This window comes from Micromonospora sp. NPDC005686 (assembly GCF_042871665.1).
GTDB lineage: Bacteria > Actinomycetota > Actinomycetes > Mycobacteriales > Micromonosporaceae > Micromonospora.
On record NZ_JBIAIY010000007.1, the window covers coordinates 153,084 to 176,194 of the forward strand.

The window sequence follows — 23,111 nt, forward strand, 5'->3', positions numbered from 1 at the left end:
TTTCACGTGGAACAAGATCGATGCGGATGAGGACCTAGGCCGGCTTGGCCAGGTCCTCCACCACCCTCGCCCCGGGCAGCGCGCCGAGCGCCGGCCCGGGCAGGGCGATCTTGCTGTGCCGTACGCCCGATCCGATGATCACGTGCGGCGTGGCGATCACCCGGGAGTCGACGAGGATCGGCCAGTCCGCCGGCAGGCCGATCGGCGTGATCCCGCCGTACTCCATGCCGCTCAACTCGACCGCCTCGGCCATCGGCGCGAAGCTCGCCTTGCGTACGTCGAGCAGCTTGCGGACCACGCCGTTCACGTCGGCGCGGGTGGTGGCGAGCACGACGCAGGCCGCGTACCGGGTCTCACCGCCACGCTTACCGGCGACCACCACGCAGTTTGCCGACTCCGCCAGCCCCACCTCGTACGCCTCGCAGAAGGCGGCGGTGTCGGCCAGGTCGGCGTCGATCGGGGCGACCAGCACGTCGTCCACGTCCACCGGGGCCTCGGCCGGCCACACCTGCACAACCGCGGCGACCGGCGGGGCCAGCAGGTCGAGCCGCGTCCGGGCCGGCTCCGTCTTCAGCGTCCCCATCATGCCGCGATCCTCGCACCCGCCCTGCGGATCGGCCCGCCGGACCCCGGCCCTCGCCCTTCAGTTGGGATTGCTGAGGAACGCGTTCTCTTGGGCGAAGTCCCGGCTCTCGGCGGTGGTGAGCTGCCGGCGGCGCAGCACCTCGGGACGGTTCGCCTCGGCGTCCTCGATGCCGTGCCGGACGCCGACCCGGATCACGCCGTAGAGGAAGACGAACCCGAAGACGTAGAGGACCACTGTGGCGACGAAGACCAGCATGCGGTCACCGTAGGCCGGTGCGGACCCGACCGTTTCTCATCTTCCGCCGGTTCCCCCGTACGTGTCCGCCAGGTAGTCGGCCCAGGTCCGGGTGCCGGTCGGCGTGGCAGTCGTGGTGAGGCCACCCGCGCGCAGTTCCCGCCCGAGACGGCCGGGGATCCGGACCGGCAGCAGCGGACGACGTACCCGGCGGGCCGCCAGCCAGGCGCGGGCCGCCTCGTCGAAGCGCAACACCTCCGGTCCGCCGAAGTCCTCGATCCGGTTGGACGGCCCGGCCAGCAGCAGGACCGCGAGCCGGTCCGTCACGTCGACCGGGTCGACCGGCTGGGCGAGCACCGCGCGGTCCCCGATCACCGGGCCGAGCCGGCTCGCGCCGCTCAGCAGCCCGGCCAGGAACTCCGGGAACTGGGTCGCCCGCAGCACGCTCCACGGCACCGGTCCGGCGGCCACCACCTGCTCGGCCGCCAGCTTGTGCCGGTAGTAGCCGAGCGGCACCCGGTCGACGCCGACGATCGAGACGAACACCAGGTGGCGCACCCCGGCGTGCCCGGCGGCCACGGCCAGACGGCGGGTGCCGAGCACGTCGACGTCGTGGGTACGCCGCTGCGGCGACGACGCCAGGTGCAGCACCGCATCCATCCCGGCGACCGCCTCCGCGAGTCCGGCGCCGGTGGCCAGGTCGGCGGTCACCCACTCGACCCCGTCCCCGGTACGCGGCCGGCGGCTGACCGCCCGCAGCGTGAAGCCCTCGTCCCGCAGCCGCGGCACCGCCACCCGGCCGAGCCGCCCGGTCGCCCCGGTCACCAGCACCCGCATCGCCACTCCTTCCACAAACGCGCAGCCGCCACACCGCGGCTCCACTCTGGGACGGAACGCCGACCCGGATCGTGACAGTCGCCGGCCCGGCATCGCCCTCACCTGATCCTGCGCCATCCGACGGTCCGCCCGGCCCGGATCACCCCGCCCGCCTCAGCCCCGCCCGCCCCTCCTTGATCAATCGGCGAGGAGGGGCGGGCGGTGGGGTGGTCAGGGGGTGGGGCGGGGAACCACTCGGCCGGCCACGGCCAGGCCGAGCAGGCCGCAAACGGCGGCCACGGCCAGCGTGGTCGCGTAGCCGGCCGGGCCGGGGGACGAATTGGCGGCCAGGACCGCGCCGGTCAGCGCCAGCACGGTTGCGGCGGCGAGCGAGTCGCCCAGTTGCAACGCGGAGCTGTTGCGTCCCTGCTCGGCCGGGGCGGAATGGGCCAGGGTGAGCACCGACAGCGACGGATAGAGCAGGCCCATGCCCAGCCCGGCCACCGACCAGCTCAGCACCGCCGGCAGCACCGGCAGCTCTGGGAGCAGCGCGGACGCCACGCCCGCCGTACCGATCGTGATGCAGGCCAGCCCGGCCCGGGGCAGCGTCGCCGCCGAGCGCGGTGAGCTGATCCGGCCCTGGATCCACGAGCCCACCGACCAGGACAGCGCCCCGACGGTCAGCACCAGGCCGGCGCCGGTGGGCGAGAAACCGCGCTCCCGGGACAGCATCAGCGGGATCACCACCTCGGCGGCGACGAACGCCGCCGACGCCAGCGCGCGCAGCCCGATCACCGTCGGCAGCCCTCGTGCCGCGCGCAGGAACCCGGCCGGCAACAGATGCGGTACGCAGGCGAGCAGCCCGGCCAGCGCCGCGGCGATCAGGCCGGCGGCGAGCGCGCCGCGCTGCTGCCCCCCGTAGTGCAGCAGTGCGGCGCTCGCCCCCGCCCCGCAGGCCCAGCCGAGCCGCGCCAGCGCGCCGGCCGGTGGGCGGGTCGCCACGGTCCCGGTCAGCGCCCGCAGCCCCGGCTGGACCAGCAGCGCAGCCGGGATCGCCACCGCCGGCACCGCCAGGAACACCCACCGCCAGCCCAGGTGTTCCACGATCAGCCCGGCCAGCGCCGGGCCGACGAGCGACGGAACCACCCACGCCGCGGCGAACGCGGCGAAGATCCGCCGCCGCAACTGCTCCGGGTACGCCTGACCGACGACCACGTAGAGCGCCACCGAGACCAGTCCGGAGCCGAAGCCCTGCACCACCCGCCCGACGACCAGCACTTCCATAGTCGTCGCGGCACCGGCCACGACCAGCCCGGCGACGAACCAGACGACCCCGTGCCACATGGCCGGGCGTGGTCCGCGCGCGTCGCACCAGATGCCGGAGGCGACCATCGCCACCACGCTGGAGGCGAACGGGCCGCCGAACGCCAGCGCGTACAGGCCGAGCCCATCGAGGCTGCGTGCCACGGTCGGCATGGCGGTGCCCACCGCCAGCGCCTCGAACGCGAGCAGGGACACCAGGGCGACGCTGCCCACGGTCATCGCCCGCAGGCGCGGCGACCACAGGTCGACGGGTGGATCAGTCGGTACGGCGGCGGTGCTGGTCATGGCGTTCAGCCTCGGCCCTCACCCCCGGTTGAGGTCAACTGTGTCGCGCGTCTCGTCCGCCCGGGGACGCCGGGAACGGCAGGACACCCGGAACGGAGGGAACGGTGGCGCACACGCCGAAACTTCTGCCGTCAGGGTGGCATGACGGACGCCGCGCCGGGAAGTCGGGCCGCCGGGACGAGACCGGGAGGCGAGATGGCGCTGGCACGGTTCGCCGGCCTGCTGCTGTCGCCGACCGCCGTACCGGGAGCGGCCGCGCGCGTCGCGCGTACCGTCGGATCGGCCCTGCCCACGGACGCCGTGCCGGCCCGGGTCACCGAGGTTGCGGGCAGTGTCGGTACGGCCGCGGCCCGGCTGGCCCGCCTCACCGGTCTGACCAGCCGACGGGTGTGGTCGCACGACGGCCGGCACCACATCGAGGTGCACGGCGTCTGCCAGGACGGCGGCGACCGGCTGGCCCGCCAGGTGGAGGCGGCGCTGGAGTCGATGCCGGGCGTCACCTGGGCGCGGGTCAACGCGCCGTCGGGCCGGGTGGTGGTGGCCACCGGGGAGCCGGCGCCGAGACTGCGCGACCTGATCGCCACCGTGGCGCGCGTCGAGCGGGCCAGCCCGTACGAGCCGGACCCGGAGATCGAACCGCCGCAGCCGCCCGAGGACGGCCCGCGCACCGCGCGGACGTTCGGCGCGCTGCTGTCCGACGCCCTCGGGTTGAGCATCTCCGCGGCCACCCGGGTGCTGCCGCTCACCCCCGTTCCGGCCGAGGTGGCCGGGCTGCTCGGCGCGGTCGACCTGCACCCGAAGCTGCACACGCTGGCCGGGCTGGGTATCCGCGCCGACCCCCGGGCCGAGGTGCTGTTCCCGCTGGCCGAGGCGGTGGTGCAGGGTCTCACCGGCGGCTGGGCGGGCATCGTGCTCGACGGCGCACAGCGCGTGGTGCAGTGGGGCGAGGGCGCCGCGCAACTGGTCGCGTGGCGGCGGGCCGAGCCGCACCTGACCGGTGACCCGGAACGGGCTGTCGCCCGAGTGCCGGACAGCGAGCGGCCCTGCCCGGTGCCGGACGGGCAGCCCGAGCGGTACGCCAAGCGGGTGCTTCCGGCCGGCGCGGTCGCCGGGGCGGCGGCGCTGCCGGTGCTGGGGCCGAAGCGGGCCGCCGCGCTGGCGCTGTCCTCGCTGCCGAAGGCGCCCGGCTCCGGCCGCGAGGGGTACGGCGCCCAGCTCGGCCGGATGCTCGCCCGGCGCGGCGTGATCGCGATGGACCGCAGCGTGCTGCGCGAGCTGGACCGGATCGACACCGTGGTGCTGGACGCGGCGGTGCTCGGCTCGGACCGGGGCATCCTGGCCGATCTCGCGCCGCTGGCCGACGCCGACACCGGGCAGGTGGCCGCCCGGGCGTTCGCGTTGTTCGACCCGGCCGAGCCGGACGCGGTACGCGCCGCCGACGGCTGGCGGATCGGCCCGCTGGACCGCCTCGGTGCCGACGATCCCGGTGACACCCCGGACAGCGCCCGGCTGCGCGCCGACGGTGGACGGCTGCTCGGGCTGGCCGGGAACGGCCGGCTCGCCGCCGTACTGCGGATCGAGCCGGAGCCCGCGCCCGGGGTGGACGCGCTGGCGTCGGCCGCCCGGCAGGCGGGCCTGCGGCTCGTGGTCGGCGGCGCGGACGACGGCCGGTACGACTTCGCGGACCTGCTGGTGCCCGGTGGTCCCCGGCTCGCCGACGGGGTGCACGACCTGCAACGCGAGGGCGCCGTGGTGATGGTGGTCTCCGGTGAGCGGTCGGCGCTCGCCGCCTCGGACTGTGGCCTCGGCGTGTACGGCCCGGACGACCTGCCACCGTGGGGCGCGCACCTGCTCGTCGGCGACGACCTGCGGATACCCGCCCTGCTCATCGACGCCGCCGGGGTGGCCCGCCGGATGACCGCGCAGAACGTCCGGATCGCGATGGCCGGCAGCGGGCTGGGCGCGCTCGCCGCGTTCACCGCGGACCGGCGACGGCTGCCCCGCCCGGCCCTGGCGGCGGTCAACGGCGCGGCGGCGCTCGCGTTCGCGCACGGCGTGTTCCGGGCGCACCGGCTGCCGGACCGTACCGGAGCCCCGATGCCCGCGCTCACCGCCTGGCATCTCATGCCGGTGCAGACCGTCCTGGACCAGCTCACCACCGACCCGTCCGGGCTGGCCGAGGAGGAGGCGGTCCGTCGCCGCCGCGTCGAGGTCGGGGACGAGCACGGCCCGGCCGGACTGCTCCGCGCGTTCGTGGAGGAGCTGTCCAACCCGCTCACTCCGGTGCTGGCCGCCGGTGCGGTGCTCTCCGCCGCGTTCGGCTCGCTGGTCGACGCGGCCCTGGTCGGCGGCGTGGTGGGCGGGTCGGCGCTGGTCGGCGCGGTGCACCAGCGCAACACCGAACGCTCCCTGGCCGAGTTGCTGTCCCGTTCGGCGGTCACCGCCCGGGTGCTGCGCGACGGCGCCGAGCGGGTGGTGCCCGCCGAGGAGCTGGTACGCGGTGACGTGATCACGGTCAGCTCCGGGGACGCCGTACCGGCCGACTGCCGGGTGCTGACGAGCGACGGGCTGGAGGCGGACGAGTCGTCACTGACCGGCGAGTCGCTGCCGGTGCTGAAGAGCCCGGAACCCGTGGTGGCGGCGGCCATCGCGGAACGGCGCTCGATGCTGTTCGAGGGCACCACCGTGGCCGCCGGGCACGGCACCGCGGTGGTGGTGGCCACCGGCGCGGAGACCGAGGCCGGGCGGAGCCTCGCGATGGCCCGGGAGGCCCCGCCCGCGAGTGGGGTGGAGGCGCGGCTGGGCAAGCTGACCAGCAGCGCCGTACCCATGGCGGCCGCTTCGGCGATCGCGGTGGCCGGGGCGGGGCTGCTTCGGGGCGTACCCCTTGCCGAAACGGCGGCGACCGCCGCGAACCTGGCCGTGGCGTCGGTGCCGGAGGGGTTGCCGTTCCTGGTCAGCGCCGCGCAGCTGGCGGCGGCGCGGCGGCTGGCCGAGCACGGCGCCCTGGTCCGCAACCCCCGGACCATCGAGGCGCTGGGCCGGGTCGACGTGCTCTGCTTCGACAAGACCGGCACGCTGACGGAGGGGAAGCTGCTGCTGGCCGGGGTGGGTACGGGCGACGGCCGGTACGCCGTGCTGGACGAACTGGACGAGCCGCTCCGGTCGACGCTGGCCGCCGCGGTGCGGGCCACCCCGGCCGCCGACGACCCGGACGAGTTGCCGCAGCAGACCGACCGGGCGGTACGCCACGGCGCGGATGCCGCCGGGGTGACCGAGCGGACCGGTGCGGCGGACTGGGCCGCGACGGCCGGGCTGCCGTTCGAGCCGTCCCGCGGCTACAGCGCCGCCGTCGGGCGGGCGGCAGACGGGCTGCTGCTGAGTGTGAAGGGCGCCCCCGAGTCGGTGCTGCCGCGCTGCGCGTCCCGGCGCACCGCCGGGGGTGACCGGCCGCTTGACGCGGCCGGACGCGAGGAGGTGCAGGCGATGCTGGCCGGGCGGGCGGGCGCCGGGCACCGCGTCCTGGCCGTGGCCGAGTGCCCGGTCTCCACCGAGCAGGTGAGCGACGAGCAGGTCGACGGCCTGGTCTTCGTGGGTTTCCTGACCCTGGCCGACGGGGTGCGGGACAGCGCCCGGCCGGCGGTGGCCCGGATCCGGGCGGCGGGTGTGCACACCATCATGATCACCGGCGACCATCCGGCCACGGCCGAGGCGATCGCCGCCACCATCAGCCCGGACGACGGCGGGCAGCGCGTCGTCACCGCCACCGACCTGGACCGGCTGGACGACGCCGCGCTCGCCGAGCGCCTGATGGCCACCGACGTGGTGGCGCGCTGCACGCCCGCGCACAAGGTACGCATCATCCAGGCGTTGCAGCGCCAGGACCGCACTGTCGCGATGACCGGTGACGGTGCCAACGACGCACCGGCGATCCGCCTCGCCGACGTCGGCATCGCGCTCGGCCAGCGCGGCACTCCCGCCGCCCGCGCCGCCGCCGACCTGGTGGTCACCGACGACCGGCTGGAGACGATCATCGCCACGCTGGTCGAGGGCCGGGCCATGTGGTCGTCGGTGCGGCACGCGCTGAGCATCCTGGTCGGCGGCAACCTCGGCGAGATCGCGTTCAGCGTGCTCAGCGCCGCCGCGACCGGCCGGTCCGCCCTGGGTGGCCGGCAGTTGCTGCTGGTCAACCTGCTCACCGACCTCGCGCCCGCGCTCGCCATCGCGGTCCGTCCGCCCGCCGACGACAGCGCCGACCACCTGCTGCGGGAGGGGCCGGACTCCTCGCTCGGCGTCACCATGACCCGGGAGATCGGGCTACGCGCGGCGTCGACCACGCTGGGCGCGACCGCCGGCTGGACCATCGCCAGGTGGACCGGCACCCGCCGGCGTGCCAGCACCGTCGCGCTCGCCTCCCTGGTCGGCACACAGCTCGGGCAGACCGTGCTGGCCGGCGGCACCAGCCCCAGCGTGCTCGCCGCCACCGCCGCGTCGGTTGGTGTGCTCGTGGCGGTGGTGCAGACGCCGGGTGTCAGCCAGTTCTTCGGCTGCACCCCGCTCGGCCCGGTGGGCTGGACCATCGCCACCGGCTCGGCGCTCGGCGCGACGTTCGCCAACGGCACGCTGACCAAGCTGATGGACCGCCTGCCGCAGCCCGGCTCGCATGGGCGTCCCGATCAGGGGTACGGCGAAGGGCATGACGCCTGAGGTGACGTTCGTCGGTACGGCGACGACTGTGCTACGGATCGGCCGCTTCACACTGCTCACCGACCCGAACTTCCTGCACCGGGGGCAGCGGGCGTACCTGGGCCGGGGCCTGTGGTCCAAGCGCAGCACCGATCCCGCGCTGACCATCCCCGAACTGCCCGCACTGGACGCGGTGGTGCTGTCCCACCTGCACGGCGACCACTTCGACCGGGTCGCCCGGCGTGGACTGGACCGGGCGCTGCCGATCCTCACCACACCTCAGGCCCAGCGGAAGCTGCGCCGCTGGGGCTTCGGCGCGGCGGAAGGGCTGCCCACGTGGCGCGCGTACGAGCTGCACCGGGGCGACGAGACGCTGCGGCTGACCGCGCTGCCCGGGCTGCTGGACCACGCGCTCCCCGACGTGATGGGCAGCCTGATCGACCTGGAGGAGGGCGGGCAGCGGCGGTTCCGCCTCTACGTCACCGGGGACACGCTGCGCCGCCCGCAGCTCGCCGAGATCCCCGCCCGCTTCCCGGACATCGACGCCATGCTGATCCACCTCGGCGGCACCCGCATCGCGGGCATCCTGCTCACCATGGACGCCCGGCAGGGCGCCGACGTGGTCGAGCTGATCCGGCCGCGACTCACCGTGCCGATCCACTATGACGACTACCCGGTGTTCCGGTCCCCGCTGCGGCACTTCGTCGAGGAGGCGAGGCGACGCGGCTTCGCCGGCCAGGTCCGTACCGTCAGTCGTGGCGAGACGGTCCCCCTGACGCCCTGACGGTTCCTAGTGCCAGGTGGCGGCGGCCCGGCGCAGCCGGTCGTTGATCGCCCGGCCCACGCCGGTCTCCGGCACCGGCTCGGCGACGATCTCGGTCACCCCGGCGGCGTCGAGCCGGTGCAGCGCGTCGAACAGGCGCGCCGCCGCCGCAGTCACGTCGCCGTCCGGCGACAGCACCTCCACCGCCGCCCAGTCACCGTCCGCCGGTGGCTCCCGGAAGGCCAGGAACCCCCGCCGGCCACCGCCGGGCTCGGCCGCCGCGCCCAACCGCAACGGGGTACGCGGGGCGTAGTGCGCGGCGAGCGTCCCGGGCGCGACCGGCTGGCCGGAGCTGCCCTGGCGCACCTCGACCGGGCCGACCGCGTCGACCAGCGCCTCGACCGGCAGCGCGCCCAGTCGCAGCACCACCGGCCGCTCGCCCCGGGCGTCCACGATCGTCGACTCGATGCCGCACCGGGTGGGCCCACCGTCGAGCACCACGTCCACCGCGCCGCCCAGCCCGGCCACCACGTGCTCGGCCCGGGTCGGGCTGAGCTGGCCGAACCGGTTGGCGCTCGGCGCGGCCACCGGCACACCGGCCGCCGCGATCAGCGCCCGCGCCGACGGCTCGTCCGGCACCCGTACCGCCATGGTGTCCAGGCCGGAGGTGACGATCGGTGGGATGATCTCCGGCCGGTCCACGATCAGGGTGAGCGGGCCGGGCCAGAACCGCTTCGCCAGCGCGGCCACCGCCACGGGCACCTCGCCCACCAGCGCGGCCAGGTCGGCGGCGTCGGCCAGGTGGCTGATCAGCGGGTCGAAGCTGGGCCGGGCCTTCGCCTCGAAGATCCGCGCGGCGGCCCGGGCGTCCAGCGCGTTCGCGCCCAGGCCGTAGACCGTCTCGGTGGGGAAGGCGACCAGCCCGCCGGCGCGCAGGACGGCGGCTGCCTCGTCGATGCCGTGTTCGGCCGGCAGGACGCGCGGGGATCCGGTGCTCACACTTCCGACGCTAGCCTGCCCGCGTCGCTCTCCCCGCAGGACCCCGAGGGCACGCCGCCTACCCGCCGTGGTGGGGCCGGGCGGGTCGTGCGGCCGGGCGCGTCGCGGCGGACCAGACATCTCTCTTTCGCCCAGGTGCCGTCATGGCCCGGATTCAGTTGCCGGGTCGGAGGCGGATTCCACGTCGGGGAGCGTGGGGGCGTCGGTCGGGTAGAGGCCGGCGGCGAAGCCGTACACCTGGTCACCGGCCCGGGGAATCTGGGTGAACCGCCGGGCCAGCGCCTGGACCTCCGCCCAGAACTCCCGGACATCCTCGATCGGGATACGGGCGTGCACGAGCGTGCACCGCAGCTCGTCGGCGGCGTGCGCGGCAGCCGCTTCGGCGGCCGCCTCCGCCAGCCCGTTGATCCCGGCTGCCACCCGCTTGTCCTCGGGCCGGCTGAGCGCGCCGACGTAGTAGGTGCGGGCGACGCGCCCGTAGAACCGCTCCTCGATGGCACGTACCCGCCGGGTCCGCACCACGCGCAGCAGACCGGCGTCCACCAGTTGGTTCACGTGGTAGGCCACGCTGCTCTTGGGCCGGCCGACGGCACCGGCCAGCTCGTTCACGGTCGCGGCGCGTTCCAGGAGAAGTTCCAGCAGCGTGCCGCGCAGCGGGTCGGCGAGCGCACGCAACTGCTCCGCGGCGGTCACCACGAGCAGGTCGTCGAGGTCGTAGTCCGGGATCCGCTGATTGACCGACATTTCTCGACCGTTCTAAGATTCTGGTTCGTTCGATAACTCTGGTTCGACAATCCAGGAGTGTAGTGATGGCCGAGATCGTGCTCTTCCACCACATTCAAGGGCTCACCGACGGGGTACGCGCGCTCGCCGACTCGCTGCGCTCCGGCGGGCACACCGTGCACGCCCCCGACTTCTTCGACGGCGAGCGGCCGGCCACCGTCGAGGACGGCTCCGCACTGGTCAAGCGGATCGGCGGCGACGTCCTCGACCAGCGCGCGGACGCGTTCGTCGCCGACCTGCCCGCCGGCCTCGTCTACGCGGGCGTGTCCTTCGGCGCCGCGACCGCCCAGCGGCTCGCCCAGACCCGGGCCGGTGCCCGGGCCGCCCTGCTCTACGAAGCCTGCCTGCCGGTCACCGGCGAGTGGGCGATCGGTCCCTGGCCCGACGGGGTCGCGGTGCAGGTGCACGGCATGGAGCGGGATCCGTTCTTCGGGCTGGAAGGCGACGTGGACGCCGCCCGCGAGCTGGTGTCGATCGTCGGTCCCGAGCGCGGCGAGCTGTACGTCTACCCCGGCGACCGGCACCTGTTCACCGACAGTTCGCTGCCCTCGTACGACGCCGACGCGACCGCGCTGGTGGTGAGCCGCAGCCGCGATCTTCTCAACCGGCTCGGCTGACGCCTACCCGTCACCCCGCAGCCGCGCCAGGGCCGCCGCGTATTCGGCGCCGGTCAACACCCCACGCTCGTACTGCCTGGTCAGCGCGTGGATGTCACGCGCTGCGCGGCGCTCGGAGCGGGTCTCCGGATCTGCTCCGGCTCGTCCGGACGGTCGGCGGGGACCGGGTCCGGCGCCGGGCTCTGCTCCCGGGGCCGGGCGTTCCGGTGGCACTCCCGCAGGGCCGCGAGGATCTCGTCGTAGTGCTCCGGCCAGGTGACCAGCCGGGTCAGCTCCGGGCGGAACGGCCGGATGAGGGAGCCGGACTGCAGCGGCGTCTGCACCGGATCGCCGTCGATCCGCTCGATGACTATCGCGTCGCGTCCCATGTCGAGACCCAGTATCGAACCGGCACCGCTGCGGATCTCCGCAACCGACGCCCACGGCACGGTGGTCGTGTGGAACAGCGAGCGCGAGCGTACGCCGGCGTCGCTGACCCAGACGCCGAGCATCGCGCGGCGGACCCCGACGGCGAGGCCGGAGGCGGCGGTCCACACCCCGCAGAACGTCGCCTCCGGAACCGACAGCAAGCCACGAAGGCCACCGAGCACGAAGAAGACCAGGAGGCCGGCCGTGACCACCGCGCTGCCCAACGCGCCGCCGGTGGTCAGGTCCAGCGAGTACGGACGCCGCCACACCATCATGCCGTCAGGGTGACCGATCGTGTCCAGCGGTTCGCCGCCGAGTCACGGCGCACTCCTGGACCGGCTCGACCGGGGTGGCCCACGGTCACCGGCCCCGCGAGCGTCCACGACGAGCCAGGCCGGCTCAGGGCTCCGCCGGGTCGCCGCTCCGGCCGTGGCCCGCCGCTACCGGTACTGTGCGATCTGGATCAGGTTGCCGCAGGTGTCGTCGAACACCGCGGTGGTCACCGGGCCCATGTCGACCGGCTCCTGGGTGAACAGCACGCCGAGGCCCCGCAGCCGGTCGTGCTCGGCGGCCACATCGTCCACGGCGAACTGCGTCAGCGGGATGCCGTCACCCGCGAGCGCCTCCTTGAACGCCTTGGCGGCCGGGTGCGCGTCGGGCTCCAGCAGCAGCTCCACGCCGTCCGGGGCGTCCGGTGACACCACCGTCAACCAGCGGTACTCCCCGGTCGGCACGTCTGTCTTCGTCACGAAGCCCAGCACCTCCGTGTAGAAGCGCAGGGCCTTGGCCTGGTCGTCGACGTACACGCTGGTGAGGTTGATTCTCATGGGTTCTCCTGGGTGGGTGCGGCGGGCCTGAGCCATCGCTCGGTGATGGACCGCAGCGGGCGGGTGTCGAGGTGGTGGAACTTGTAGCGACCCTGCCGCCGCGTGACGAGCAGGCCGGCGGCCTCCAGAACGTCGAGGTGCTGGGAGATCGCCTGCCGGGACGACGTGACCTGGTGTTTGGTGGCCAACCGGCCGCAGATCTCGAACAGGGTCTGACCGTCGCGCTCGGTCAGCTCGTCGAGGATCAGGCGGCGGGTGGGATCGGCCAGCGCCTGGTACAGGTCGCCCACGTCACCACCATATGCAAGCAGCAGCTTGCCTATCAAGAGAGTTGCCCGCATCGGAGGACGTTCATGCCCGGATACATCCTCACCGGCACTCCCGGCTCCGGTAAGACAGCGATCCTGCGCCACCTGGAGGTCGACGGGTATCCCGTCGTGGAGGAGGCCGCTACCGACGTGATCGCGCTGCACCAGGCACTCGGCCGACCAGAACCGTGGCGTGAGCCGGACTTCGCCGACCAGGTGCTGGCTCTCCAGCGGGAGCGCTGCCGCCGAGCCGAGGCCAACGGCTCGGATGTCGTCTTCCACGACCGCTCACCCCTGTGCACGCTGGCGTTGTGCCGCTACCTCGACCTGCCGGTCCCGTCGGCCCTTACGGACGAGATCGAGCGCATGACGGCGGAGCGCCGGTACGAACGGACCGTCTTCTTCGTACGCCACCAGGGTTTTGTCGAAGCAACCGCGGCACGCCGGATCAGCTTCGCCGAATCACTCCTCTTCGAGCGGGTCCACGAACTGACTTACCTGGAGGCCGGATTCGACCTCGTTGACGTGCCGGCAGGCCCGCTCTCGACCCGGGTGGCGCTGATAGGGCAGGCAGTCGATCAGCCGTCGCCCTGATCCGTTCACCCGAATCGTGTACGCAAAACGGCGAAACGAATTCCCTTCCCTTTCTGCGGGACGCCGGTAACATCTCCATGTTTTGATCTCCACGGGGAGGACAGTCCACATGCAGTGGAAAATTCCGGCCGGCGCCCTGGTGGCGCTGGCATTCATGATTCCGGCGGCACCGGCAACGGCTCAGACCGTGGCGCCCGGGCTGAACGAGTCCTGCCAGACGGTCGAACGCAAGGTGTACAAGGACTTCCGCGAGCTTGTCACCATCGACCTGGACACCGCCACCATCTCCGAGCTGCGGGTGCTGGCGTACCGGCTGCTGGCCGAGGCGCAAGCCGAATCGTTGCCCGTTCTGCCGGGCGCGATCGAGGAGCGGCTGAAGGGCACCTCGGACGACCTTCGCGCATTCCTCAGGAACGACCTGCAGAGGACGTGGTCGACCGCTCTGCGCATCTCGGTGGGCCAGACCTTGACGGGTGCCGGCCCCAATGTGCGGGCAGCCGCGCAAAAGGTGCTCGACAACCCTTCCGACGACGCCTACCTGGCCTACCTGAACGACGACCTGTACGCGGCGCGTGCGCTCGACTGCGCGTCCCAGCCGACGCCGACGCCGACGTCCAAGCCGACGACGGTGCCGAGTGCGACGCCCAGCGCCACGACGACCGTCGTACCGCCCACCGCCGCCCCCTCCACCACCGTGGGCGTCCCCGGCGGTGACGGCGGCGGCGAGGGTGGCGGCCTGCCCGTGACCGGCGCCGACACCGCGACAGCGGCCGGCATCGGCGGAGCGCTGCTGCTCCTCGGCGGCGCGGGCTACGTCATCGGACGCCGACGCCGCGCCCGCTTCGTCGCGTAGCTCCCCGGACGCGCTGAACGATCACCAGGACGAGCTGCCGCTGCTGCTGTCGCCGTACCCGCCACCGTCGCCGTAGCTCCCGCCGATGCCACCGTCTGCCTGCGCGTCCTCGTGGCGTTCGTCGCCGTACTTCCTGATCTTCGTCTTACCGAAGTGATCGCCGGAGCCGCGCGCCCGCTGTCCGCGGCGGGCGCGCTGCTCGCGGCCGAGTTTCCGCGCCGCCAGGCGGGCGCGCTGCTGAAGAGAGAGCTCCGGCCTGCGACGGCGAGTCCAGTCGCACGACCTGCGTCCGCGGTCAGCCCGGCTGGACCTCGTCGAAGAGGGCGAGGGCTTCGGCGGGATCCGGGCTCACGAGGCGTTCCAGGCCCGCCGTCGTGACCTCCGCCCACTTGCCGGCCCGCGCCCACATCTGTTCCTCGAAGGCGCGGACCGCCTCGTCCAGATCGGCGGGGCCGGCGGCAACGGACTCGGCAAGTTCGGCACCGTCCAGCATCGCGAGGTTCGCACCCGCCCCCAACGGAGGCATCAGGTGGGCGGCATCGCCCAGGAGTGTCACCCCGGGGACGTGGGTCCAGGTGTGGGACACCGGCAGTACGTACAGCGGACGGTGGGTGAAGGTGGCACCCTGGAGGAGGAGGTCGAGGACGGAATCGGCCCAGCCGTCGAACAGAGCCAGCATGCTCGCCCGGACGGCCTCGACGTCGGCCAGGTCCAGGTTCGTGTGCCAGTCGAGCGGCGCGCGGAAGCGGGCGTACACCTTGACGTGGCCGCCGCTGTTGCGTTGTGCGACGAGAGATCGGTGCACGCCGTAGACCGCCACCGAACCGTCACCGACCAACCGGGCGAGGTCGGGATGGCGGGCGTCGACGGCGTCGAGGGAGGTCTCGATCGAGGTCACGCCGGTGTAGTGCGGCGTCACCGGCGAGACCGCCGGGCGCACCCGGGACCAGGCGCCGTCCGCGCCGACCACGAGGTCGTACGTCTCCGTCCGCCCGTCGTCGAACTGGACCACGACGCCGTCAGCAGTGCCCGGCACGACCCCCGTCACACGCCGTCCCCACTGGACGTCGAGCGGGACGAGCAGCAGGTCACGCAGTTGTCTGCGGTCGATCTCGGGATTGGCCCGCTCGTCCGGCCGCGGTCGCCAGTCGCGCAGGACATTCCCGGCCGTGTCCAGGATGCGCATGGCCTGCCCCTCGGGGCGGGACAGCGCCTGAAACTCCGCCAGCACTCCGGCCTTGGCCAGAGCCAGCTGACCCAGCCCTTCGTGCAGGTCCAACGTGCCGCCCGGCGGACGGGCGTCGGGGCCGGAATCTCGTTCGAAGACGGTGACCGGGTGGCCGTGGCGGTGCAGGACACGAGCGAAGGTGAGGCCCGCGGGGCCGCCCCCGGCCACAGCGATACGACGCCTCATGTCGATGCACTCTACTGAGCCTCACCCGGCATCGCTGGACCAGCAGACGCGACTGTAGCTACGTCCTTGCCTGCGTGAGGAAGGATCGGGCGGCCAACTCGCCTGAACGGTCACGGGCCCACACCGCCCACCGGGCTCCAGAGCCGGGGAACACGGTGGCGAATGTTTTCCAGACGTGCAGCCGGTAGCCGTCCTGCTCCCACCAGCGCTCGGTGTACCCCCACGCCTCCGGTATCGGGGTGAGGTGCACGGCGTGTGCCTCGACCGCCGCCAGGCCTGGCGCGTCGTCGAGCGATACCGGCATCCAGGTGGCGCAATCCCGGTAGAGCGCCTCGGCTTCGAGCATCGCGTCGATGCCGGGAAAGACGGGCACCACCGGCGCTGAGTGCGAGCCCGTGAAGCAGTAGACGACAGTGCCGTCGCCGCGCAGCCAGACCGCGTACGGGTGCGCGACGTCGTGCTCGATGAGGTCGGCCATCGCGTCCTGGTCCTCGGGACCGTAGTCTTCTGCCGCCCACGGGGCCGGCACGAACGTGACGGTTTCTTCGAACGACCAAGCGACGCTGCGGTACCGCAGACCCCCGTAGCGGGCCACCGCTCGCCGGAAGAGGGTCAGCGTTGCCTGGACGTCCACGCCCGGCATCTGACTCAACAACGACCGGAGATCGTCCGTCGCGGGCCCGGTCGACACGTCGAACGACGTTCGCTCCGCAGCATGCCTCAGGAAGCGAACGGCTCTCGGTGACAACCCCGAAGGATCGTCCAGGACGTGACGCATGCTTCCATGATCCCGAGAGCCCGGAAGCGATCCGCTGTGCGGTCCGGCACCTCAAGTCCTCCTCGGGCGCCGACCGCCGGCGTCGACCCTCCCAACGGGCTTCTCGCTCGGCGTACGCACGCCGCGCATCCGCCAGAGTGACCGGCCGTTCGGCGTAAGCGCGCCGTGCCTCAGTCAGACTGAGCGAACCGTTGGGACCGCCGCGCACCGTGTCAGCGTCTTCGCCATCCTGCCCGTCGTCCTCCCAGCCGCAGGCGAAGCAGATCTCGAACTGACCTCGCCCTTCGAGCGTCGGGTGCCGACAGCAGGGACACGCGTATGGTTCGCCACCTGCTTCTGCCACTACCGATCGCTGGTTCAACGCCTCGACATACTGCTCGAACCACCTGGTTCGGCGCGCGAGTTCTTCTGCCGAGGGCCCTGCCTGCTCGGCGGCATGCTCGTCCATCCCTCTGTACCTCTCGTTGTCGATCAGGTCGAAGTATCGACCTCAGCCCAGCACGGCCCTACCGCAGGAATGGTGCCCCACGCTCGCTGGCAAGATCGTCAAGCACCTACCTCCGGGCAAACTGGCACCCCGGCTACTGGCCTGCGGCTCGCCCGTGACCACCGCTGAATTCGTCGCCTACCGTGCGGGCTGTGGATCTCGCTGAATGCCTGGAGCGGGTGCTCGAACCAAGGCGAGCGGTCCGGCACGCCTTGGGGACTGCTGATGGTCGGTCGTCTGCCGTTAGGTGCCGTTGCTAGCGTTCTCGGCGTGGGCGTAGACGTTGAGCTGATCAGGGTCGAACAGCTGGGTACGAGCCCGCGCCACCGACGGGATTTTGAAGTAGCTGTAGTAGGTGACGCGCACTTCCGGTTCGCTGCCGTGCTTGAGCGCTCGCAGCACAACGGCAGGACTCCGATGTTGGACCGCATCGATCCCTGCGGGCTGCTGGAACTCACGCCCGCCGAGATGACTCAGTTCCTCGGCGAATTGGATGTTCTCGTGGGGAACGTCCAGAACGTCGGCGAGCGCCAGGTGATCGACGCCATTCGTGGGCTTGCCGGGCGATGCCTCGTCGCTCCAGACCTGCGTCTCCGATTCGTCGGCGACTAGCCGTTCAGCGCCGGACCCTGCCGGGACTGCGACACACGGTTCAGGAAGTGTGGACACGGGCGGAATCCGCTCGGCACAGGGACCCCGTCAGTGGCCAGCTCGCTCACGAGCGGGGTAGAGCCTTTCCGGGGAGATGCGCCTGCGACAAGTACGCCGCGGCCCGCCGCAGGACCTCGTTCTCCTGCTCCAACAACCGGATCCGCTTGCGGCCTCGCGCAGCCACTTGAACAACGTCATCGGGTGCACCCCGACGTCCTTGGCGATCTACTCGACCGTCACGCCCGGCTCGCGGTCACGGGCCACCCGAACGCTTGGCTGCACGGATGGCTGTACGGCCCACGCGCACAGCTGGCACGATCAACGGATGGACTTGGCCGACCTGCACCTGAGGTACCTGCTCAACGAGTGGGATCCCATCGGGGTCGCCGAGATTGCGCCGGACGAGTACGACTGCATGCTCGGGCCGTTGTTGGGCAGGTTGGGAGCCGGGGCGGGCCGCGCCGAGATCAGCGAGTTTCTGTGGCACGAGCTTGAAGACCACTTCGGCCTGGACCCGACACGCTACGACGTCGACTCCGTCGCAGATCGGCTTGTTGCCTGGTGGGCTGCGGTCGGACCTACCTCGTAGCGACAGCTCGCACCGTCAGTTTGGAAGATCGTCCCGCCCGGTGGAGCTGTCCGGAACGCCTGGCCGGTTGCGGTGTTGTGGTGCCCGTTCGTGCGGGAAGCGGATCCCGTAGCGGTCCCGGTAGGATCGCCCGGTGGCGATTGAGGGTTGCTCGTGCCTGATCTGCAGCGGAAGTGCCCCAGGCCGGGATGGCGGTACAGCCGAGAAGGTGCGCGAGCACGGCTGGTCGGTGTTGGGTGACCGGGGGGATGGACTTCGCGTATACGGTCGGTCTGTGGCACACCTTCCGTCGTCCAGAGGCAGTGATGTTCGGGCTCGACGGCCAGGGCATGCAGCACTGGCTGAACGCCTACGTGGACCATGCCCGCGAGCATGACTGGCCCGGTGAGAACGAATCGTTCCACGGGGTGATCGAGGACTTCCCCACGCAGCTTCGGCCGGTGCACGACTCCTGGCACGATGCCCTCTTCGGCACGGCGTCCCGCTTCTATCGAGGGGCGGCAGTGCCCTTCCAGCAGTTGGTGTGGCCGGACCGAAACGGCCTCTGGCCCTGGGCGGAAGAAGCCACAGCGAGTAGTCGCGACCGCCAAGCCTTCTCCTGGCTACCGGTCCATGAGCACCCGGCGGGCGGTTGGCGCCTGGTCGGCGAGTTGGAACCAGAGTTCCCGTTCCCCGTCGGCCCAGACTCGTGGGCACTGACCACTCGCGGGATCGCTGGCGGCGCCCGCCCCATCGCCCAAGTGATTCATGACGAGGGCAGCTACGACGTACTTGACGAGCGGGGATATCGCGCGGATGACCTCTGCCTGGCCTTCCTGGGTGAACTCGTACAACGACACCCGCACCTTGCTGGCTGCGCCGATCTCCCCGACGGCCACGTCGCAGCCCTAGAGGCAGAGAAGACCTGGAGTCGGTCGCCGCTATCGCGACGCGACCGCCGTGACAGCGCGCGATCGTGGAAGGATGCCCAACCGATCTGTCGGATGCAAGCATCAGTCGGGACGGATTCGTCAAGCATGTGGTGGGACTAGACACGTCGGCAGTCCGGCCGGTTCCCGGCTGGCGCGGTGTCATCGGTGATGTCCTGCGTGCTGCGGCCCACCGGTAGATGCCACCCGAGACAGGCGGTGTGTGTTGTGGAGCCCAGGGGACTCGAACCCCTAACCCCTGCCTTGCAAAGGCAGTGCTCTGCCAGTTGAGCTAGGGCCCCGTGACGGCGCTCAGCGCAGGTCGGGCGCCGTGGTCGCCTCGTGCCACAGGGCGCGCTCGTCGTTCGAGGCCTTGACCTTCTTGGCCACGACGGCGGCCACACCGACGATGCCGGCCAGGATCAGGAGCTTCTTGAACATGTTGCTTGACCCCTCGCGCTCGACTGCCGTCGGACGATGTGCGGTGGGGCTAGCTGGAATCGAACCAGCGACCTCAGAGTTATCAGCTCTGCGCTCTAACCGACTGAGCTATAGCCCCGCGTAGCGACGAGCTAGGTTAACCCATCGCCTCCACCGCGCCCAAATCGGGGTCCGTGGCGGAAGCACCCGCCATCTCGAACCTACCCGGACGCACGACGCCGGGGCGACCGCTTTACGCGGTGCCCCGGCGTCGACCGATCAGTCCCGCTCGGCGAGCGTCAGCTCGATGCCGCCGACCAGGTCGGCGCAGACGTTGTAGACGAACGCGCTGAGCGTGGCCAGCGCGGTGAACAGCACGACGTTCACCAGGCCGATCAGCGCCGACGTCAGGATCACGCCCTTGGCGGTGATCCGGAAGCCGCCGCCACCCTGGCCGCCGCCGGCGTTCACCAGGTCCGTCAGGCTGTCGTTGACGCTCTTGAACACGCCCATCGCGTCAAGCGCCAGGTAGAGCACGGACGTCGCCACCACGACCACGATGAAGAGCACCACGGACACCGCGAAGGCGAACTTCATCACCGACCAGGGGTCGATCCGCTTCAGGTTCAGCCGGGCCCGTCGCGGTCCGCGCGACGCGGCCGAGCCGACCGAGGTACGCGCGGCGCGTACCGCCTCACCCACGCGCGCGGCGCCGACGGCTGCCGCGCCGCTGATGCCCGGCGGCAGGCCGCCGCCGTTCGTGGGCCGGGCCTGGGCGCTTCCAGGGCTGGCCGGGCGCGAGCCGTCGGGCGACGCCTTCGGGGCGGTGCCCAGGCCGGCGCCGATCCGCGGCTGCGTGCCGGTCGTGCCGGTGGAGGCCCGGCCGGACGCCGACGGCATCCTGGTCGCCTGGGTGTTCGTGGGGTTCGCGGACTTGGCGGCCGGAGCGGCCAGACCGTCGGCCGACGTCGGCGCGTCGACCTTGGTCTCGGTCGAGTCCCGGGAACCGGAGTCCTCGCCCGGCTTGTCCGGAGGCGGGACCATGCCGGGAGCCCGGGTGAACTTCGGGGCAGGCGCGTCGGCGGGAACCGTGGCCCGGCCCACGGCCGCGCGGCCGGTCGCTGGTGTGCCGCCCTGCGCGGCCTCCTCCTCGACCGGGTTGGCCGAGGTCCCCTTGTTCCCCGACTTCGCCTGTGTCTCCGTCATCAACTAGTCCTGTTCGTCAGGCTCGTCGGCATTGCGAGCAATCGCCACGATAGTCACGCCGTCCGGGAGGTCCATCAGCTTGACCCCCATTGTGTTCCGGTCACGCGTACGCCGTACAGGCTTCACCGGAGTCCGGATGACGCCGCCGTTGCTCGTGATGGCGAACAGCTCGTCCTCCGGATCGATCACGACCGCGCCGACCAGGCCACCGCGTCGCTCGGTGATCTTCGCGGTCAGCACGCCTTTACCTCCCCGGCCCTGGACCGGGTATTCCTCGATCGGGGTACGTTTCGCGAAACCCCCGTTCGTCGCGACCAGAACGTCAAGACCCTCTCGCACCACCTCGACGGCGAGCAACTCGTCCTCGCCGCTGAAGCGCATGCCGATCACGCCGGAGGTGGCCCGGCCCATCGGGCGCAGTGCCTCGTCGGTGGCGTTGAAGCGGATCGCCTGGGCGTTCTTCGACACCAGCAACAGGTCGTCCTCCGGTGCGGCCAGCACCGCACCGACCAGCTCGTCCTCATCGCGCAGGTTGATCGCGATGATGCCGCCGGTACGGTTGGAGTCGAACTCCTCGAGCCGCGTCTTCTTCACCAGGCCGTTCTTCGTGGCCAGTACCAGGTAGGGCGCCACCTGGTAGTTCGGGATTTCAATGATCTGCGCGATCTGCTCGTCGGGCTGGAACGCGAGCAGGTTGGCCACGTGCTGGCCCTTGGCCACCCTACTGGCCTCGGGAAGCTCGTAAGCCTTCGCCCGGTAGACCCGACCCTTGTTCGTGAAGAACAGGATCCAGTCGTGGGTAGAGCATACGAAGAAGTGGCTGACGATGTCGTCCTGGCGGAGCGTCGCCCCGCTGACGCCCTTCCCACCGCGGCGCTGTGACCGGTAGAGATCGACCTTCGTCCGCTTCGCGTACCCGGTGCGCGTGATCGTCACCACCACGTCCTCGCGGGCGATGAGGTCCTCCATCGAGACCTCACCGTCGAACGGGATGATCTTCGTACGCCGCTCGTCGCCCCACTTCGCGACGATCTCGCCCAGCTCCTCCGAGACGATCCGCCGCTGCCGCTCCGGCTTGGCCAGGATGTCCTTGAGATCGGCGATCTCCACTTCCAGCTTGGCCAGGTCGTCCAGGATCCGCTGCCGCTCCAGGGCGGCCAGCCGGCGAAGCTGCATGTCCAGGATCGCGGTCGCCTGGACCTCGTCGATGTCCAGCAGCCGGATCAGGCCCTGCCGTGCGTCATCCACTGTGGGCGAGCGCCGGATCAGGGCGATCACGTCGTCCAGCGCGTCCAGCGCCTTGGACAAACCGCGCAGGATGTGCGCCCGCTCCTCGGCCTTGCGCAGCCGGAACGCGGTCCGCCGCCGGATCACCTCGATCTGGTGCTCGACGTAGTAGCGGATGAACTGGGCCAGGTTGAGCGTGCGCGGCACACCGTCGACCAGCGCCAGCATGTTGGCGCCGAACGTCTCCTGAAGCTGGGTGTGCTTGTAGAGGTTGTTCAGCACCACCTTGGCGACCGCGTCGCGCTTGAGCACGAGCACGATCCGCATGCCGGTACGCCCGGAGGACTCGTCGCGGATGTCGGCGATGCCGGCGAGCTTGCCCTCCTTGATCAGCTCGGCGATGCGCTCGGCGAGGTTGTCCGGGTTGACCTGGTACGGCAGCTCGCTGACCACGAGCGCCGGCCGCCCGCGCTTGTCCTCCTCGACCTCGACCACGGCACGCATGCGAATCGAGCCGCGCCCGGTCCGGTACGCGTCCTGGATGGCCGCCTGCCCGACGATCAGGCCGTGGGTCGGGAAGTCCGGGCCCTTGACGATCTCCAGCAGGGCTTCCAGAGTGGTCGCCTCGTCGGCCTCCGGGTGCTCCAGGCACCACTGGACCGCCGCGCCGATCTCGCGCAGGTTGTGCGGCGGGATCTTGGTGGCCATGCCGACCGCGATGCCCTCGGAGCCGTTGATCAGCAGGTTCGGGATCCGCGACGGCAGGATGGTGGGCTCCTTGGCCCGGCCGTCGTAGTTGTCCTGCAGGTCGACGGTGTCCTCGTCGATGTCCCGCAGCATTTCCATGGCCAGCGGGTCGAGCTTGCACTCCGTGTACCGCATGGCGGCGGCCGGGTCGTTACCGGGCGAACCGAAGTTGCCGTTGCCGTCGACCAGCGGGTAGCGCAGCGACCACGGCTGCGCCATCCGAACCAGCGCGTCGTAGATGGCCGAGTCGCCGTGCGGGTGGAACTGGCCCATCACGTCACCGACGACACGGGAGCACTTCACGTACCCGCGGTCCGGCCGGTAGCCGGAGTCGAACATGGCGTAGAGGATCTTGCGGTGGACCGGCTTGAGCCCGTCCCGGACGTCCGGCAGGGCCCGCCCGACGATGACGCTCATCGCGTAGTCGAGGTACGAGCGCTGCATCTCGACCTCGAGGCCGACCGGCTCGATCCGGTCGTGCTGGACGACCGCGGCCAGTGTCTCCGGGGTCTCCGGCTCGTTCGGGGTGGACTCGGGAGTATCGGTCACTGTTAACCCTTATCAGACTCTTCAGTCGTGGTCTCGCTGTGGATAACGGCTGT

Annotated in this window: 22 protein-coding genes, 2 tRNA genes and 1 pseudogene; 7 read left to right on the forward strand and 18 right to left on the reverse strand. The window is 71.8% G+C overall.

Annotation, left to right across the window (positions count from 1 at the left end; all coding sequences use genetic code 11):
* Positions 1-34 precede the first annotated feature (34 nt).
* The 4 genes from ACFYON_RS17925 to ACFYON_RS17940 all read right to left on the reverse strand — a co-directional run bounded on the left by ACFYON_RS17925 (position 35) and on the right by ACFYON_RS17940 (position 3,244).
* Complete coding sequence (locus ACFYON_RS17925; protein WP_354866774.1) at positions 35-583, reverse strand: YbaK/EbsC family protein; 549 nt, start codon at positions 581-583, stop codon at positions 35-37.
* 60 nt (positions 584-643) lie between these two features.
* The gene (locus ACFYON_RS17930) at positions 644-841 is read right to left on the reverse strand and encodes a hypothetical protein (protein ID WP_354866410.1); all 198 of its coding nucleotides are present in this window, start codon (positions 839-841) and stop codon (positions 644-646) included.
* A 36-nt stretch (positions 842-877) separates the two neighbouring features.
* Positions 878-1,657 (reverse strand): SDR family oxidoreductase, encoded by a 780-nt coding sequence (locus tag ACFYON_RS17935; RefSeq protein ID WP_387320935.1) that lies wholly within the window; start codon positions 1,655-1,657, stop codon positions 878-880.
* A 210-nt stretch (positions 1,658-1,867) separates the two neighbouring features.
* Positions 1,868-3,244 carry an MFS transporter gene (locus ACFYON_RS17940; RefSeq protein ID WP_354866414.1) on the reverse strand — a complete coding sequence of 459 codons (1,377 nt, stop codon included), beginning with the start codon at positions 3,242-3,244 and terminating at the stop codon, positions 1,868-1,870.
* 195 nt (positions 3,245-3,439) lie between these two features.
* On the opposite strand from ACFYON_RS17940, the gene ACFYON_RS17945 reads away from it, so the two are divergent.
* Both ACFYON_RS17945 and ACFYON_RS17950 read left to right on the forward strand, forming a co-directional pair.
* On the forward strand, positions 3,440-7,951 hold the full coding sequence (locus tag ACFYON_RS17945; RefSeq protein WP_354866416.1) for an HAD-IC family P-type ATPase: 4,512 nt from the start codon (positions 3,440-3,442) through the stop codon (positions 7,949-7,951).
* Entirely contained in the window at positions 7,941-8,714 is a 774-nt protein-coding gene (locus ACFYON_RS17950; protein WP_387320937.1) for an MBL fold metallo-hydrolase, read from the forward strand. The genes ACFYON_RS17945 and ACFYON_RS17950 overlap by 11 nt, the downstream gene beginning before the upstream one ends.
* Before the next feature lie 6 nt (positions 8,715-8,720).
* Here the strand turns inward: ACFYON_RS17950 and ACFYON_RS17955 are convergent, their stop codons facing one another.
* Both ACFYON_RS17955 and ACFYON_RS17960 read right to left on the reverse strand, forming a co-directional pair.
* Positions 8,721-9,668, reverse strand: a complete 948-nt coding sequence (locus ACFYON_RS17955; RefSeq protein ID WP_354866776.1) for an L-threonylcarbamoyladenylate synthase — start codon at positions 9,666-9,668, stop codon at positions 8,721-8,723.
* A gap of 165 nt (positions 9,669-9,833) precedes the next feature.
* The gene (locus tag ACFYON_RS17960) at positions 9,834-10,436 is read right to left on the reverse strand and encodes a helix-turn-helix domain-containing protein (protein ID WP_354866420.1); all 603 of its coding nucleotides are present in this window, start codon (positions 10,434-10,436) and stop codon (positions 9,834-9,836) included.
* A 65-nt stretch (positions 10,437-10,501) separates the two neighbouring features.
* Here ACFYON_RS17960 and ACFYON_RS17965 point away from each other — a divergent pair, with 65 nt between their 5' ends.
* A complete protein-coding gene (locus tag ACFYON_RS17965) occupies positions 10,502-11,092 on the forward strand; it encodes a dienelactone hydrolase family protein (RefSeq protein ID WP_354866421.1) in 591 nt (196 codons plus the stop codon).
* Between the two features lie 80 nt (positions 11,093-11,172).
* Here the strand turns inward: ACFYON_RS17965 and ACFYON_RS17970 are convergent, their stop codons facing one another.
* The 3 genes from ACFYON_RS17970 to ACFYON_RS17980 all read right to left on the reverse strand — a co-directional run bounded on the left by ACFYON_RS17970 (position 11,173) and on the right by ACFYON_RS17980 (position 12,668).
* Positions 11,173-11,775 (reverse strand): PH domain-containing protein, encoded by a 603-nt coding sequence (locus ACFYON_RS17970; protein ID WP_354866423.1) that lies wholly within the window; start codon positions 11,773-11,775, stop codon positions 11,173-11,175.
* A gap of 165 nt (positions 11,776-11,940) precedes the next feature.
* On the reverse strand, positions 11,941-12,327 hold the full coding sequence (locus ACFYON_RS17975) for a VOC family protein (protein WP_354866425.1): 387 nt from the start codon (positions 12,325-12,327) through the stop codon (positions 11,941-11,943).
* Positions 12,324-12,668 carry a helix-turn-helix domain-containing protein gene (locus ACFYON_RS17980; RefSeq protein ID WP_354866427.1) on the reverse strand — a complete coding sequence of 115 codons (345 nt, stop codon included), beginning with the start codon at positions 12,666-12,668 and terminating at the stop codon, positions 12,324-12,326. Before ACFYON_RS17980 ends, ACFYON_RS17975 begins: the two co-directional genes overlap by 4 nt.
* A gap of 12 nt (positions 12,669-12,680) precedes the next feature.
* On the opposite strand from ACFYON_RS17980, the gene ACFYON_RS17985 reads away from it, so the two are divergent.
* Positions 12,681-13,229, forward strand: coding sequence for an AAA family ATPase (locus tag ACFYON_RS17985; protein ID WP_355093722.1), 549 nt, complete (start codon positions 12,681-12,683; stop codon positions 13,227-13,229).
* Between the two features lie 109 nt (positions 13,230-13,338).
* Entirely contained in the window at positions 13,339-14,082 is a 744-nt protein-coding gene (locus ACFYON_RS17990) for an LPXTG cell wall anchor domain-containing protein (RefSeq protein ID WP_357708191.1), read from the forward strand.
* Between the two features lie 295 nt (positions 14,083-14,377).
* Here ACFYON_RS17990 and ACFYON_RS17995 read toward each other — a convergent pair whose 3' ends face one another.
* The 4 genes and pseudogenes from ACFYON_RS17995 to ACFYON_RS18010 form a co-directional block, all read right to left on the reverse strand.
* On the reverse strand, positions 14,378-15,496 hold the full coding sequence (locus tag ACFYON_RS17995) for an NAD(P)/FAD-dependent oxidoreductase (RefSeq protein ID WP_354866431.1): 1,119 nt from the start codon (positions 15,494-15,496) through the stop codon (positions 14,378-14,380).
* 58 nt (positions 15,497-15,554) lie between these two features.
* Positions 15,555-16,274 carry a hypothetical protein gene (locus tag ACFYON_RS18000; RefSeq protein WP_387320939.1) on the reverse strand — a complete coding sequence of 240 codons (720 nt, stop codon included), beginning with the start codon at positions 16,272-16,274 and terminating at the stop codon, positions 15,555-15,557.
* Between the two features lie 160 nt (positions 16,275-16,434).
* Positions 16,435-16,722 (reverse strand): annotated as a pseudogene (locus ACFYON_RS18005) (CPCC family cysteine-rich protein); the annotation flags it as partial.
* Positions 16,723-17,004: 282 nt separating this feature from the next.
* Entirely contained in the window at positions 17,005-17,430 is a 426-nt protein-coding gene (locus ACFYON_RS18010; protein ID WP_355093725.1) for a hypothetical protein, read from the reverse strand.
* Between the two features lie 307 nt (positions 17,431-17,737).
* On the opposite strand from ACFYON_RS18010, the gene ACFYON_RS18015 reads away from it, so the two are divergent.
* Both ACFYON_RS18015 and ACFYON_RS18020 read left to right on the forward strand, forming a co-directional pair.
* Positions 17,738-18,001, forward strand: a complete 264-nt coding sequence (locus ACFYON_RS18015; RefSeq protein WP_354866439.1) for a hypothetical protein — start codon at positions 17,738-17,740, stop codon at positions 17,999-18,001.
* A gap of 248 nt (positions 18,002-18,249) precedes the next feature.
* Positions 18,250-19,032, forward strand: a complete 783-nt coding sequence (locus ACFYON_RS18020) for a DUF4262 domain-containing protein (RefSeq protein ID WP_387320941.1) — start codon at positions 18,250-18,252, stop codon at positions 19,030-19,032.
* Between the two features lie 106 nt (positions 19,033-19,138).
* Here ACFYON_RS18020 and ACFYON_RS18025 read toward each other — a convergent pair.
* The 5 genes from ACFYON_RS18025 to gyrA form a co-directional block, all read right to left on the reverse strand.
* Positions 19,139-19,211, reverse strand: a tRNA-Ala gene (locus ACFYON_RS18025).
* A gap of 10 nt (positions 19,212-19,221) precedes the next feature.
* Entirely contained in the window at positions 19,222-19,350 is a 129-nt protein-coding gene (locus tag ACFYON_RS18030) for a DLW-39 family protein (RefSeq protein ID WP_013283222.1), read from the reverse strand.
* A gap of 44 nt (positions 19,351-19,394) precedes the next feature.
* Positions 19,395-19,468: transfer RNA gene (locus ACFYON_RS18035), tRNA-Ile, on the reverse strand.
* Between the two features lie 140 nt (positions 19,469-19,608).
* Positions 19,609-20,535 carry a DUF3566 domain-containing protein gene (locus ACFYON_RS18040; protein ID WP_354866443.1) on the reverse strand — a complete coding sequence of 309 codons (927 nt, stop codon included), beginning with the start codon at positions 20,533-20,535 and terminating at the stop codon, positions 19,609-19,611.
* 3 nt (positions 20,536-20,538) lie between these two features.
* A complete protein-coding gene (gyrA, locus tag ACFYON_RS18045) occupies positions 20,539-23,058 on the reverse strand; it encodes a DNA gyrase subunit A (RefSeq protein WP_355093727.1) in 2,520 nt (839 codons plus the stop codon).
* Positions 23,059-23,111: the final 53 nt, after the last annotated feature.